We start from the raw sequence: 13,940 nt of genomic DNA, 5'->3' as shown, positions 1-13,940 counted from the left end.
CGGGCATCCACGAGGGAAGGCGCGCGATACGGATGGCGGCTTTGGGGTGGGGAGCGGACGTTGCGGCAATTTGGCCCCTCCCCTTCAGGGGAGGGGCAACGCAGACTTGGCAGCTTGCTGCCTAGTCGTAGTGGGGTGGGGTCTATCGGCCTTGCGCAAGGCCGATGGACCCCACCCCCAACCCCTCCCCTGAAGGGGAGGGGCTTTCTTCTCTCAATGGCCGCAACCGGTCGGTAGCGGCTATTCATCGCCTCGTTTCAGCTCGCGGGCTTGCCGCCATGTTCGGCCCAGAATTTGGCGATGCGTCCGGTGATGAGTTCGGTCGCGAGCACGCGCGCGGTGTCGCGCGGCAGGCCGAGCGCCTCGGCCATCGGGCCGCCGAGCTGCGCATCGCCCAAGGCCATCAGCACGAGCGCGAGCGTATCCTCGTGCATCAGGCGTTTTTCATGCGCGTCGGGGGCCATGCCGTCGATCAGGCGGTGGATCGCAGCGACGATGGGGTCGAGCGCGTCGTCGTTGCCCGTCGCCGCCATCCAGGTCGCGAGCGCGCCGGCGCCCCCCTCGTTGAAGGCATCGAAGGCGAGGTCGACGATCTCGCGGACATTGCGCTCGCCCGGCGGCGATTCGGCCATTTTCCGGCCGATCGTGTCGCACACGGTTTCGGCCTGATAGGCGGCGAGCGCCTTTTGCAGCCCCGCGGCGCTGCCGAAATGGTGGAGCAGATTGGCGTGGGTGCGGTCGATCCGCGCCGCGACGGCTTTCAGCGTCACCGCCGCCGGCCCCATTTCGACCAATATCTGGCGCGCGGCCTCGAGCGCCGCCGACCGGCTTTCCTCGGGACTCAAACGCTTCTTCACTATTGACATATATGTAAGTAAACCCTATTTTCTGGCCCCGACAACCCTTTTCGACGGTATGAGCCATATGTCCAGCCTTTCCCGGTCGCCGACCCCCGCCGATCTTTCGATCACCCCGCGCGATATGCGCTTCGGCCGCGACGACCGGCAGGGGCGCTGGTGGCTGAACGGCGATCCGATCGCCTCGGCCTTTCACACCGCGCTCTCGGTGACCTTTCCGCGCGGCGAAGCGATGTTCATCGAGGCGGTGAAGGCGCACCGCGACGGCGTCCCCGACAAGCTGGCGCGCGAAATCCGGGCCTTTACCCAGCAGGAGGTGATCCACAGCCGCGAGCATGTCGTCTTTAACAAGAAGGCGGCCGAAGCGGGATATGATCTTTCCGAGCTCGAGGACGACGTCAACCAGGTGCTCGACCTCATCAAGACGCGCCCGCAGATCGTCAACCTGATGGCGACGATCGCGCTCGAACATTATACCGCGATGATGGCGGCGGTGATGCTGCGCGAAGACAAGATGTACGCCGGTGCCGAGCCCGAATGGGCGGCGCTGTGGAAATGGCACGCGATCGAGGAAATCGAGCATAAGGGCGTCGCTTACGACACCTGGCTGCACGCGACGAAGGACTGGAGCCGCTTCAAGCGCTGGCGCGCCAAGTCGCTGATGATGCTCCTCGTCACCACGCGTTTTTGGCCCAAGCGCGTCAAGGGGATGAAGGCGCTGCTCAAACAAGACGGCCTCACCGGCTGGCGCGTCACGGCGCGCATCTGGTGGTATCTGCTCGGCACCCCGGGCGTGCTGCGCAAGAGCTTCTTTCCCTGGCTTTCCTATTTCATGCCGGGTTTCCACCCGTGGAACCACGACGACCGGTCGCTGATCCAGAAATATGAAAGCGACTATGCCGACGCGATCATGCCGGCGCATTCGTCGAAACCCGGGCTGGCTGCGGCGGCAGCCTGACCCGCGAAGGCGGGCACCCGGAGCGGTATTCTCTCTCTCCCCTCTCCGGGAGCCCGCCTTCGCGGCGATAATGTGCCGATCCCCGCTGGACGCCGCGGCGCCCGTCCCATATCGCTGAGCGCGTGGGGAGGGGACCATGCGACCACATCTGACCGCCGCCGAAATCGCGCAGATCGAGCTGCAACTCGCGGGGCTGTCTTCGCTGCTCGAATTCGGCTGCGGCGAAGCCACGCTGGTTGCGGCGCGGCAGGTGCGGCGGATCGTCAGCGTCGATGGCGATCCCGCCCGGCTCGGCCGGATACAGGACGAGGTCGCGCGCGAGGCGGTCGAGTTCACCCCCGTCCATATCGACATCGGGCCGGTCGGCGAGGGGGGCTATCCCGCGGATGAAGGCCGCATCCGCGACTGGCCGCGCTATCACAGCCATATCTGGCGCGGCATGGGCGGCAGCCCCGATGCGGTGTCGATCGCGGGGCGTTTCCGTGTCGCCTGCCTGTTACAGTCGATCATCCACTGCAAGCCCGACTGCGTTTTCCTGTTCCACGATTTCAACGACGGGCCGCATTATCATGCGGTGCTGCGCCATGTGGAGGTGCTGGCGCGGGTCGACGGGCTGGGCGTGTTGCGCGCGAAGCGGCAGGTCGACGGCACCGCGGTGCTGCACGACCTGTTCGATCATTATCTCAACCCCGATTGACCGTTTCGCCGCGCTTCGGCACACCGCGTCCATGGCTTCCGCAACCTTCAGCGCTCCCCCCGTTATCGAAACCGACCGCCTGCGCCTGCGTCCCGGGCGCCTTGCCGACAAGGATGTTCACATCGACATGTGGGCCGACGAACGCGTCACGCGCTTCATCGGCGGCGAACCGCGCGCCCCCGACGTCAGTTGGGGCAAGTTTCTGAGTTCGGCGGGGCTGTGGCCGGTGATGGGATTCGGTTACTGGGTGTTCGCCGACCGCGCGAGCGACGCGCTGATCGGCATGGGGGGGCTCAGCTATTTCTGCCGCGGCATCCCCGAGCTCGAAGGGCGGCCCGAGGCGGGCTGGGCGTTCGACGCCGACCATTGGGGCGCGGGCTATGCGACCGAGGCGATGACCGCCGCGCTAGGCTGGGCCGACGCGAATCTCGATGCGAAGGATGTGCGCTGCATCATCGATCTCGGCAACGAGGCGTCGGAGCGTGTCGCGGCCAAGCTGGGGTTCCGGCGCATCGGCGACAGCGATGCGCTGGGGCATGTGGTGGCGATTTATTTGCGGCCGCGCGGCGGCTAGACCGGCTCGACCAGCAGCACGCCGCCGTCGGCGCTGACCACGCGGACCTTGGTACCTTCGGCCACGTCGGGACCGCGCACCGGCCATTCGCCGTCGCCGACCCTGGCGCGGCCGCGGCCGTCCTCGATCGCTTTCGTTACCGTCAGCACCTCGCCGACGAGGCGGCCGCCGCGCTGGTTGAGGTGCGGGTCGGCCGTGGTGATCGGGTTCGCCTTCAGCCAGCGGCGCCCGCCATAGAGCGCGACGAACGCCAGCGCGGCGAAGATGCCGAGCTGGAGCGGGACGCTGAGCGGGACGACCCAGGCGATGACGCCGGTGACGACCGCGGCGGCGCCGATCCAGATGAGGAAGAAGCCCGGCGCGACGATCTCGGCGGCGGCGAGCAGCACGCCGAGCGAGAGCCATGCCCAATGCGGTTCCATGTTGGTCAGCCAGTCGGGCATGTCAGGCCCCCGTCTTGCGTTCGAGCGCATCCTTGGCGAGTTCGCCGATGCCGCCCAAGGTTCCGATCAGCTGCGTCGCCTCGACCGGGAAGAGGATGGTCTTGCTGTTCGGGCTGGTCGCGAACTGACTCACCGCCTCGACATATTTCTGCGCGATGAAATAGTTGATCGCCTGCGCGTTGCCGCCGGCGATCGCGTCGGACACCATCTGCGTCGCCTTCGCTTCGGCTTCGGCCTCGCGCTCGCGCGCCTCGGCGTCGCGGAAGGCGGCTTCGCGGCGGCCTTCGGCCTCGAGGATCTGGCTCTGCTTCTGGCCCTCGGCGCGCAGGATTTCGGAAGCGCGGCTGCCCTCGGCTTCGAGGATGTTCGCGCGTTTTTCGCGCTCGGCCTTCATCTGCCGCGCCATTGCGTTCGAGATATCGGCGGGCGGGCGGATGTCCTTGATCTCGACGCGGGTGATCTTGACGCCCCACGGGGTGGTCGCATCGTCGACGACGTGCAGCAGCCGCGTGTTGATCTCGTCGCGCTTCGACAGCGTTTCGTCGAGGTCCATCGAGCCCATCACGGTGCGCAGGTTCGTCGTCGTCAGGTTCATGATCGAGAGATAGAGGTCGCTGACCTCATAGGCGGCCTTGGCGGCGTCGAGCACCTGGAAGAAGACGACGCCGTCGACCGCGACCATCGCATTGTCCTTGGTGATGATTTCCTGCCCCGGGATGTCGAGCACCTGCTCCATCATGTTCACTTTCCGACCGACGCGGTCGAAGATCGGCATGATGAAGTTGAGCCCGGGCTGCGCGGTGTGCGTGTAGCGGCCGAAACGTTCGATCGTATAGGCATAGCCCTGCCGCACCGGCGTCAGCGCCCAGATCAGGAACACCAGCGCCAGAACCACCAGTGCGAGTGCGAATTCCATCGATCATCCCCTCTTTGCAAATTGCGTCTCTGCAAACCCGCTTCCTTATTGCGGCAACGGCAGGGTTGCGCCACAGAAAAGCGCATGACCCCAAGCGACTATTCCGCCGACTATCCGCCGCGTTCCTTGCTCTATGTTCCGGGGTCGAATGCGCGCGCGCTCGAAAAGGCGGGCGGCCTTGCCGCCGACATGCTGATCGTCGATCTGGAGGATGCGGTGCCCGCCGATCGCAAGGCCGAAGCGCGCGCCGCGATGCGGGCGGCCGTAACGGCGGGCTTTCCCGGCAAGCGCGTCGCGGTGCGCGTCAATGCGACAGGCAGCGCCGAGCAGGCCGACGACATCGCCGCGCTCGCCGGATTGGCGCTGGATGCCGTCGTGCTACCGAAGGTCGATGCGCCGTCCGATCTCGACCCGCTGTGCGATCTCGGCCTGCCCATCCTCGCAATGATCGAAACGCCCGCGGCGATCTATGCCGCGCGCGATATCGCCGCCGATCCCGCCGTGACCGGTCTGATCGCGGGGCTCAACGATCTGGCGCACGAGCTGAAGCTGCCCGACGGCATGGACCGCGGCGCGATGAGCCATGCGATTCAGGCGATCATACTTGCCGCGCGCGCGGGCGAGGTCTGGGTTTTCGACGGCGTTTATAACGCGATCGACGACGCCGCGGGTTTCGCGGCCGAGGTTGCGGAAGGACGCCGGCTCGGCTTCGATGGCAAGACGCTGATCCACCCGTCGCAGGTCGACCCGTGCAACACCGCCTTCGCGCCGTCGGAGCGCGAGATCGCGGCGGCCGAAGCGCTCGTCGCCGCGGCGACCGGCGGCGCGCAGCGGCACGACGGCCGGATGATCGAGGATATGCACGTCGCGGCGGCTAGAGCATTGCTGGCGCGGGCGGGGCGGTAGGTAACAAGCCCTCTCCTTCAGGGGAGGGCAGCGAGACTTGCCAGCTTGCTGGCTTAGTCGCAGCGGGTGGGGGCCATCGGCCTTGCGCAAGGCCGATGGCCCCCACCCCAACCCAGTGTCAGGTAAACCGTCCCCCGGACGGTTTAGGTCATGCCGGGGGCATGACCGACCTGACACTCCTAAAGGGGAGGGGCTCTTATACCCGCCGTTCGTCGTTCGACGAACCGCCTTGCCGGGATGCTGCGGACATGCGATGCGGCGCGTCCATGAGACATAGCTCCTTCCGCGCCGCGATCGCGGCTGTCGCCCTGCTTTCCTTCGCCCCCGCCGTTTCGGCCGCGCCCGCCAAGGGTGATGCGCCGGTCACCGAGGCCGACCTCGCCGCGCATATCAAGATACTGGCGGACGACGCGTTCGAGGGCCGCGCGCCCGGCACCGAGGGCGAGGATCGCACGATCGCCTATGTCGTCGGTGAATGGGCGAAGGCCGGGCTCGAACCCGTGCCGGGCAGCGCGACGCCGTGGGTCCAGCCCGTGCCCTTCGTCGAGACGCAGGCGCTCGGCGGAACCGCGAAGTTCAAGGTGAACGGCCGCGAGATCGTGCCGGGCGATGACGGCATTATCCTGACCGGCCGCGACGCGTCGGTCGCGCTGGCGGACGTGCCCGCGCTTTTCGTCGGCTATGGCGTCGACGGCGCGGGGCAGGTCAATGCCGACGTCAAGGGCAAGCTCGCGATCATGCTTTTCGACAATGCGCCCTTCGGCGACAAGCTCCCACGCTATCGCGAGCGGCGGCAGATGCTCGCCGACGCGGGGGCGAGCGCGGTGCTCGTGATTTCTACGGGCGCGGTGCCGTGGCCGGCGCTGCGCGAAAGCGTCGGCGGCAAATATGTGCGGCTGGCGAGCGCGAAGCCGGGCGCGCCGGTGAGCGGCTTCCTTTCGCCCGAAGCCGCCGACACGCTGCTCAAGGCGGCGGGACAGGATAGCGCCGCGCTGCGCGAGGCCGCCAAGTCGCCCGATTACAAGGGCGCCGCGCTGCCGGTGACGGCCGACTTTACTGCGCAATCGACCGTCCGCCCCTTTGCCAGCCACAATATCGTCGCCAAGCTGCCGGGCGCGAAGCCCGACGGCAAGGCGGTGCTGTTCCTCGGCCACTGGGATCATCTCGGCATCTGCGAGCCCGAAGGCGCCGCCGACCGCATCTGCAACGGCGCGGTCGACAATGCGAGCGGGATCGCGGTGCTGATCGAGGTCGCCAAGCGGCTGGGCAAGGGCGCGCGGCCCGACCGCGACATTTATTTCATGGCGACGACGGCGGAGGAAAAGGGCCTGCTCGGCGCGCACTGGTTCGCCGATCATCCGGTGGTGCCGCTGGCCGACATCATTGTCGCGCTCAACGTCGACACGATCGCGATTTCGCCGCGCGGCACGCCGGTGGCGACGATCGGGCGCGGCAAGCCCGCCTATGACGCGGTGGTGCGCGAGGCGGCGACCAAGCTCGGCCGCAAGCTCGACGAGGATGGTGAGGCCGATGCCTTCATCCAGCGGCAGGACGGCTGGGCCTTGGGCGCCAAGGGCGTGACGTCGCTGATGGTCGGCGGCAGCTTTTCGGACATGAAGCTGCTCGAAGCGTTTCTGGGCAGCGACTATCACCGCCCGGCGGACGAATTCTCCCACAAGATCCCGCTGGGCGGCGCGGCCGAGGATGCCGATTTGCACGTCGCGCTGGGCCGGGCGTTCGCCGATACCAAGCGGTGGCCGGGCAAGTAGAGGATGTTGGTTTAGAGGTGGAGAGCGGCGGTTGAAAATCCTCCCTGTCGTGTAGCGATGGGGAGGGGGACCGTCGCCGCAGGCGATGGTGGAGGGGCTCAACCTCGCGTCATAGCCCCTCCGTCAGCGCTTCGCGCTGCCACCTCCCCATGCCTGCGGCACAGGGAGGATCTTATGACAACTATCGGTTGAAGCCCGCCGTACTTGTCGCAGGCTTGAAAAGACAGGATCGCCGTTAAATCAAGCCGCCTGCTTCGCGCGATCCGCCATTTCCTGATTGAGCATTTCGGCGAGCAGGAAAGCAAGCTCGAGGCTCTGCCCCGCGTTGAGGCGCGGGTCGCAATGGGTGTGGTAACGGTCGGCCAGATCCATCTGGGTCACGTCCATCGCGCCGCCGGTGCATTCGGTGACGTTCTGGCCGGTCATTTCGATATGGATGCCGCCGCCATGCGTGCCCTCGGCGCGGTGCACCGCGAAGAAGCCGCGCACTTCGGCGAGAATGCGATCGAACGGGCGCGTCTTGTAACCGTTAGGCGTCTTGATGACATTGCCGTGCATCGGGTCGCACGACCAGACGACGGGATGCCCCGATTCCTTCACCGCGCGCACCAGCTTGGGCAGATGCGCCTCGATCTTGTCGTGGCCGTAGCGCGTGATCAGCGTCATGCGCCCCGCGACATGATTGGGGTTCAGCGTGTCGAGCAGGCGCAGCAGCGCATCGGGCTCGAGGCTCGGGCCGCACTTCATCCCGACCGGATTGCCGATGCCGCGCAGATATTCGATGTGCGCCGACCCTTCGAAGCGCGTACGATCGCCGACCCACAGGAAATGGCCCGAGGTGTCATACCAGCCGCCGGTCAGGCTGTCCTGCCGTGTGAGCGCCTGTTCATAGGGAAGCAGCAGCGCCTCGTGGCTGGTGTAGAAGCTGGTCCCCTTGATCTGCGGGACGGTTTCGGGCGTCACGCCGCATGCTTCCATGAAAGCGAGCGCTTCGGAAATGCGCGCGGCGGTTTCCTGATATTTCTTCGCCCACGGGCTGCGGTCCATGAAGTCGTGCGTCCAGGCGTTGACCTGGTGCAAATTCGCATAGCCGCCGTTCGCGAAGGCGCGCAGCAGGTTGAGCGTCGCCGCCGACTGGTTGTACGCCTTGACCATGCGCTGCGGGTCGGGCTCGCGGCCCGCGGCGTCGAAGGCGATGTCGTTGATGTTGTCCCCGCGATAGCTCGGCAGCGACACGCCATCGATCTCTTCCATGTCGGCCGAGCGCGGCTTGGCGAACTGGCCCGCCATGCGGCCGAGCTTCACCACGGGCATCTTCGAGGCGAAGGTAAGCACGACCGCCATCTGGAGGAGGACGCGGAAGGTGTCGCGGATATTGTTCGGATGAAATTCGGCAAAGCTTTCGGCGCAGTCGCCGCCCTGAAGCAGAAAGGCTTTGCCTTCCGCCACGCGCGCGAGTTCGCTTGTCAGTTCGCGCGCTTCGCCCGCGAAGACGAGCGGCGGATAATTTGCGAGTTCGCGTTCGGCCGCCGCGAGCGCATCGGCGTCGCGATAGGTGGGAAGCTGGCGGGCCTCGTGCGAGCGCCAGCTATGCGGTTGCCAATTTTTCGTCATCTGCCTGTCTTTTCGCGTTCGAATCGAGCGCCACATGGCGCCTATGACGCGCCGAAGCAATGTTTCCGGCACGACCAAAGTCGAAAATTAGCATTATCGTGACATTTGCGCACCTATGCTTTTCTTCAGGGCCAGGAACTGATAGTTTATTACGGACCTTGATGCGGCGATGGGCGCGCGTATCCAAGGTTTTTGGCTATCGGTAACGTCAACCACCCAATGACCGAGGCCCCAATGCGGGGCGGGGTCGGGATGCGAGCGATTGGCTGTGACGAATTTCGATTCCGCGTGGTTCCTCTATGGGGCGCTCTTCCTCCTTTTGGCGACGAGCTTCGTCGTGCGCATCGACTATGCGCGCGTCGGCCTTGCCGCCGCGGCTTTCGTCGCGCTGCCGCTGACACTCTTTCGCGGGTCGGACCTCGGCTACAGCCTGCTCGTGCTCGCGATATTGGCGGTCAATATCGGCATATTGGCGCGCCTGTGGCTGCGCGGAACGAATATCAGCTTTTCGGCCGAGGAAGAGGCGCTGAGGCGCGAGCATTTCACGGGGCTGGGCGCGGGGGCGGCGCGCGATCTGATCGACCAGGGGCACTGGATCTCGGCGAAGCGCGGCGAAGTGCTGATCCGCGAGAATCAGGCGGCGCCGAGCCTCTTCTATCTGGCCGAGGGACAGGCGGCGGTGCTGCGCGACGGCGTCGAGGTCGGGAAATTGTCGGGCGGCGCGCTGATCGGCGAAGCGACCGCGCTCGACGGCGCCCATGCGACAGGCACGGTTGTGCTCGGCAGCAACGCGCGGCTGTGGTTCGTACCCGCGGCGGCGCTGCGCGCCTATCTCGCCGCCAATCCGGCGATCGCGGGCGCGCTCCACGAGGGCTTCGCCCGCGCGCTTCGCGGCAAACTCGCCAGCGCGAACACGCGCATCGCGGACCCGCCCCCGATTTCTTGAGCGCGTCCGCTTCGCGGCCTCGAATCTGCAATCCGTGCCTGCTAGGTTTTGACCCATGACGATGATTCTTTATGGCATTTCGAACTGCGACACGGTGAAGAAGGCGCGGCGCTGGCTCGACGAGCAGGGCGTCGCCTATCGTTTTCACGATGTCCGCAAGGACGGGCTCGACGCGGCGCGGCTGCAGGGCTGGATCGACGCGCTCGGATGGGAAAAGCTGCTCAACAAGGCGGGAACGACCTTTCGCAAGCTGCCCGAGGAGCAGAAACAGGGGCTCGATGCCGCCGCGGCGAAGGCGTTGATGCTCGAGCAACCGGCAATGATCCGGCGGCCGGTCGTCGAAGCCGGTGACGACATGAGCGTCGGCTTTTCGGCTGCGGACTGGCAGGCGCGGTTTGGCGCATGATCCGGCCGCTCATGGCCGTGGCGGCGCTGATGCTGTCCACGGGCTGCACGGCTGACGTCGTGACCGCGCAGCCGACCCTCGACGGACAGCCGCCGATCGTGATCGCGCATCGCGGCGCATCGGGCGAGCGGCCCGAGCATACGCTCGCGAGCTACCGGCTCGCGATCGAGCAGGGCGCCGACTTCATCGAGCCCGACCTCGTGCTGACCAAGGACGGCGTGCTCGTCGCGCGGCACGAAAATGAGATCTCGGAGACCACCGACGTCGCCGCCCATCCCGAGTTCGCGGACCGCAAGACCGAGAAGACGATCGACGGACAAAAGGTCGAGGGCTGGTTCACCGAGGATTTCACCCTCGCCGAATTAAAGACGCTGCGCGCGCGTGAGCGGCTGCCCAAGCTGCGCAGCACTGAATATGACGGGCGGTTCGAAATCCCCACCTTCGAAGAAATCCTCACGCTGCTCGCCGAGGTCAACAAGGATCGCGACCGGCTCGTCGGCGTCTATCCCGAAACCAAGCACCCGAGCTATTTCGTCGCGATCGGCTTGCCGCACGAGGCGCCTCTGCTCGCGATGCTGGGTCGCTTCGGCTATCGCGGCCGCACGGCGCCGGTGTTCATCCAGAGTTTCGAGGTCGGCAATCTGATCGACCTGCGCGCGAAGAGCGACCTGCCGCTGATCCAGTTGATGGACGTCGAGGGCGGGCCCGCCGATCGGCCCGGCACCAGCTATGCCGCCATGGCGTCGCCGTCGGGGCTGAAAATGGTTGCGGCCTATGCCGACGGCATCGGTCCGAACAAGGCGATGGTGATCCCGCGCGCCACGCTCGGCCGGCTCGGCAAGCCGACCGCGCTGGTGCGCGATGCGCACGCCGCGGGGCTGAGGGTGCATCCCTGGACGTTTCGCCGCGAAAATTACTTCCTGCCGCTCGGCGACAAGGCCAGTATCAATCCATCGGGCCATGGCGATTTGGCGGGCGAGATCGACGCCTATCTCGCCGCGGGCGTCGACGGGCTATTCAGCGACAACCCGCGCGAGGCGGTGGTCGCAGTTGAAAAAGGAGTTTCGCGATGACCGAACGCGCGCTGGGCCAAAGCGGCCTGTCGATCCGCCCTTTCGTGCTTGGCGGCAACGTCTTCGGCATGACGGCGGATCGCGAGGCGAGCTTCGCCGTTCTCGACCGCTTCGTCGAGCATGGCGGCGGGATGATCGACACCGCCGACGTCTATTCGGCGTGGGTCCCGGGGCACAAGGGCGGCGAGTCCGAAAGCATGATGGGCGCGTGGCTGAAGGAAAGCGGCGCGCGCGACAAGGTCCTGATCGCGACCAAGGTCGGCATGATGCCCGGCGGCCTCAAGCCCGACCGCATCCGCGAAGCCGTGCAAGGGTCGCTCGACCGGCTCGGCACCGACGTCATCGACCTTTATTTCGCACACAAGGACGACCCCGACGTGCCGCTCGACGAAGTACTCGGCGCCTTTGCCGAGCTGGTCGACGCGGGCATCGTGCGCGCGATCGGCGCATCCAACTATTCGGCGGAACGGTTGGCGGAGGCGTTGCGCTTGGCCGACGACAAGGGTCTGCCACGTTTCACCGCGATGCAGCCCGAACTCAACCTGCTCGACCGAACGCAATATGAGGGGCCCTTGCAGCAGCTTTGCATCGACGAGGGGCTGGGCGTCGTCACCTATTTCAGCCTCGCCTCGGGCTATCTGTCGGGCAAATATCGTGAGCCCGGCGACCTCGGCAAGAGTCCGCGCGGGGCCCGGGTCAAACCCTATCTCGAAGGAAGAGGCCCGGCGGTGCTCGCGGTGATGGACGCCATCGCCGCCGAGACCGGCGCGACGCTGTCGCAGATTGCGCTGGCGTGGGTCGCCGCGCAGCCGGGCGTGACGGCGCCGATCGCGAGCGCGACAACGGTGGCGCAGCTCGACGAGCTCATAGGCAGCGTTGCTCTGAAACTCAGCGAAGATCATCTGGCGGCGCTGAGCGCGGCCTGACGCGCCCTCGCTGCGCTGCAACAAAAACGGGCTTTCGCGCTTTCGCGCCGCTCTTTTAGCGGCTAAACCCTCGCGCCATGTCCACGCTCCCCAAAACGCTCACCCTCGACACATCGACGAGCCGCGCCAATCCGACGCCGCAGCCGATGAAGCGCCTGACGGTGCCGCGTATCCGTCAGCGCAAGGGCGGCGAGCCGCTCGTGATGCTCACTGCCTATACCGTCCGCATGGCGCAGCTGCTCGATCCGCATTGCGACATGCTGCTCGTCGGCGATTCGCTCGCGCAGGTGATTTATGGCCTGCCGCACACGGTCGGTGTGACGATGGACATGATGGCGCTGCACGGCGCCGCCGTGGTACGCGGAAGCTATCATGCCGCGGTGATCGTCGACATGCCGTTCGGCAGCTATGAGGGGAGCCCCGAGCAGGCGTTCGACAATGCCGCGCGGCTGCTCAAGGAAACCGGCGCCGCGGCGGTGAAGGTCGAGGGCGGCAAGGTGCTGGCCCCGACGATCGAATTCCTGACCCAGCGCGGCATCCCGGTGATGGGCCATGTCGGGCTGACGCCGCAGGCGGTCAACATCCTCGGCGGCTATGGCGTGCGCGGCAAAAGCGAGGAGGAAGCGCGCTCGATCGTCGAAGACGCCGTTGCTGTCGCGCAGGCCGGCGCCTTTTCGATCGTTATCGAAGGGGTGCTCGAATCGATCGCGATCGAGATCACCAACAAGGTCGATTGCCCGACGATCGGGATCGGCGCTTCGGCGCAGTGCGACGGCCAGGTTCTCGTCACCGACGACATGCTCGGCATGTTCGAACGCGTCCCGAAATTCGTGAAGCGTTTCGGGAATATGGCGGGCGTCGTCGAGGCTGCGGTCAAGGACTATGCCGACGAAGTCAGGTCCCGTTCATTCCCGACCGAGGATCAGACCTACGCAGGTTGATGGCGCAGGTTGATGGCGCAGGCTGATGGTGCTGGCCGACGGCGCGGCGACGACCCAAAGTGAAACGCTTGGCCTTTCCCCGCGCCATCGCTAAGGAAGCGGGCCGGCCCAGCGCCGCTATTGAGTTATGGAGGTTTGATTGGCCCTGAGCCCGACGAATGACGCTGCGCTGTTGCAGGAAGTCGACGAAGCCGTCCGCAAGGACCGGCTCGACACGATCATGCAGCGTTACGGCCGGTGGATCATCGGCGGCGTGGTCGCCGCGCTGCTGGCGTTCGGGGGCTATCTCTTCTGGGATCACCGGCAGGATGCCGCGCGCGGCGAGCAGGCCGAGGAATTGATCGCGGCGTTCGAAAAGCTCGGTACCAACCAGCCGCGCGCCGCGACCGCCGAATTGCAGAAGATCGCGGTGGAGGGCGACCCCGCCTATCGCGCGGTCGCGCAGATGCAGGAAGCGAACATCAAGGCGCAGGCCGGCGACCTCAAGGCCGCCGCCGCGCTGATGGCCAAGGTCGCCGCCGACACCAAGCTCGATCAGGCGCTGCGCGACCTCGCACTGATCCGTCAGACCGCTTTCGAATATGACACGCTGAAGCCCGAGACGGTGATCGCGCGAATGAAGCCGATGGTCGATGCCAAGGATCCGGCGTCGAGCTGGTTCGCGAGCGCCGCCGAACTGTCGGCCACCGCGCATTATCAGCTGGGCCAGTTCGACCAGGCCGGCGCGCTCTATGGCCGCATCGCCAAATCGCCCGACGTGACGCGGTCGCTGCAATCGCGTTCGGTGCAGATGGCGGGCATGCTCGGTGTCGATGCGGTTACCGACAGGGCGGCGGAAAGTGCCGCCGCCGAAAAGAAAGGCGATGCTGCGCCCAAGGCAGCGGCCGCCAGCAAGACTGAGAAAGCCAATTAAT

15 protein-coding genes are annotated in these 13,940 nt (G+C 66.3%); 11 read left to right on the top strand and 4 right to left on the bottom strand.

The genetic code is table 11. The features are described 5' to 3' along the window. Positions 1 to 257: 257 nt before the first annotated feature. Complete coding sequence (locus OVY29_RS11680) at positions 258 to 866, bottom strand: TetR/AcrR family transcriptional regulator (protein WP_037555964.1); 609 nt, start codon at positions 864 to 866, stop codon at positions 258 to 260. Positions 867 to 924: 58 nt separating this feature from the next. Here OVY29_RS11680 and OVY29_RS11675 point away from each other — a divergent pair, with 58 nt between their 5' ends. The 3 genes from OVY29_RS11675 to OVY29_RS11665 all read left to right on the top strand — a co-directional run bounded on the left by OVY29_RS11675 (position 925) and on the right by OVY29_RS11665 (position 3,086). Beyond that, positions 925 to 1,815 (top strand): metal-dependent hydrolase, encoded by an 891-nt coding sequence (locus tag OVY29_RS11675; protein WP_037556010.1) that lies wholly within the window; start codon positions 925 to 927, stop codon positions 1,813 to 1,815. Between the two features lie 136 nt (positions 1,816 to 1,951). Continuing rightward, entirely contained in the window at positions 1,952 to 2,512 is a 561-nt protein-coding gene (locus OVY29_RS11670) for a hypothetical protein (RefSeq protein ID WP_037555965.1), read from the top strand. Between the two features lie 31 nt (positions 2,513 to 2,543). Further along, a complete protein-coding gene (locus OVY29_RS11665) occupies positions 2,544 to 3,086 on the top strand; it encodes a GNAT family N-acetyltransferase (protein ID WP_037555966.1) in 543 nt (180 codons plus the stop codon). Here OVY29_RS11665 and OVY29_RS11660 read toward each other — a convergent pair. Then, a complete protein-coding gene (locus OVY29_RS11660; protein ID WP_037555967.1) occupies positions 3,083 to 3,529 on the bottom strand; it encodes an NfeD family protein in 447 nt (148 codons plus the stop codon). The genes OVY29_RS11665 and OVY29_RS11660 overlap by 4 nt on opposite strands. Before the next feature lies 1 nt (position 3,530). Then, on the bottom strand, positions 3,531 to 4,445 hold the full coding sequence (locus tag OVY29_RS11655) for an SPFH domain-containing protein (protein ID WP_037555968.1): 915 nt from the start codon (positions 4,443 to 4,445) through the stop codon (positions 3,531 to 3,533). Positions 4,446 to 4,529: 84 nt separating this feature from the next. Here OVY29_RS11655 and OVY29_RS11650 point away from each other — a divergent pair, with 84 nt between their 5' ends. Together OVY29_RS11650 and OVY29_RS11645 are read left to right on the top strand one after the other, a co-directional pair. Then, the gene (locus tag OVY29_RS11650) at positions 4,530 to 5,351 is read left to right on the top strand and encodes a CoA ester lyase (protein ID WP_313911442.1); all 822 of its coding nucleotides are present in this window, start codon (positions 4,530 to 4,532) and stop codon (positions 5,349 to 5,351) included. A 266-nt stretch (positions 5,352 to 5,617) separates the two neighbouring features. Continuing rightward, positions 5,618 to 7,120, top strand: coding sequence for a M28 family peptidase (locus OVY29_RS11645; protein ID WP_235211542.1), 1,503 nt, complete (start codon positions 5,618 to 5,620; stop codon positions 7,118 to 7,120). A 240-nt stretch (positions 7,121 to 7,360) separates the two neighbouring features. On the opposite strand, the gene OVY29_RS11640 is transcribed toward OVY29_RS11645, so the two are convergent. Next, positions 7,361 to 8,734, bottom strand: coding sequence for a class II 3-deoxy-7-phosphoheptulonate synthase (locus tag OVY29_RS11640; RefSeq protein WP_037555970.1), 1,374 nt, complete (start codon positions 8,732 to 8,734; stop codon positions 7,361 to 7,363). Positions 8,735 to 9,002: 268 nt separating this feature from the next. On the opposite strand from OVY29_RS11640, the gene OVY29_RS11635 reads away from it, so the two are divergent. The 6 genes from OVY29_RS11635 to OVY29_RS11610 all read left to right on the top strand — a co-directional run bounded on the left by OVY29_RS11635 (position 9,003) and on the right by OVY29_RS11610 (position 13,939). Then, positions 9,003 to 9,680: a Crp/Fnr family transcriptional regulator gene (locus OVY29_RS11635; RefSeq protein ID WP_235211545.1), complete on the top strand. Its 678-nt coding sequence runs from the start codon at positions 9,003 to 9,005 to the stop codon at positions 9,678 to 9,680. 55 nt (positions 9,681 to 9,735) lie between these two features. Next, positions 9,736 to 10,086: an ArsC family reductase gene (locus OVY29_RS11630; protein ID WP_313911441.1), complete on the top strand. Its 351-nt coding sequence runs from the start codon at positions 9,736 to 9,738 to the stop codon at positions 10,084 to 10,086. Then, positions 10,083 to 11,159, top strand: coding sequence for a glycerophosphodiester phosphodiesterase (locus OVY29_RS11625; RefSeq protein WP_081933111.1), 1,077 nt, complete (start codon positions 10,083 to 10,085; stop codon positions 11,157 to 11,159). Before OVY29_RS11630 ends, OVY29_RS11625 begins: the two co-directional genes overlap by 4 nt. Next, positions 11,156 to 12,085 (top strand): aldo/keto reductase, encoded by a 930-nt coding sequence (locus OVY29_RS11620; RefSeq protein ID WP_037555973.1) that lies wholly within the window; start codon positions 11,156 to 11,158, stop codon positions 12,083 to 12,085. Before OVY29_RS11625 ends, OVY29_RS11620 begins: the two co-directional genes overlap by 4 nt. 77 nt (positions 12,086 to 12,162) lie before the next feature. Beyond that, a complete protein-coding gene (gene panB / locus OVY29_RS11615) occupies positions 12,163 to 13,026 on the top strand; it encodes a 3-methyl-2-oxobutanoate hydroxymethyltransferase (protein WP_037555974.1) in 864 nt (287 codons plus the stop codon). 139 nt (positions 13,027 to 13,165) lie between these two features. After that, a complete protein-coding gene (locus OVY29_RS11610) occupies positions 13,166 to 13,939 on the top strand; it encodes a tetratricopeptide repeat protein (protein WP_037555975.1) in 774 nt (257 codons plus the stop codon). The last annotated feature ends 1 nt before the right edge of the window (position 13,940 follow it).

The sequence above is a fragment of the Sphingopyxis sp. SE2 genome, from assembly GCF_032227185.1.
GTDB lineage: Bacteria > Pseudomonadota > Alphaproteobacteria > Sphingomonadales > Sphingomonadaceae > Sphingopyxis.
The sequence above is the reverse complement of the archived record's forward strand: the minus strand, read 5'-3'. Positions and strand labels throughout refer to the sequence as shown.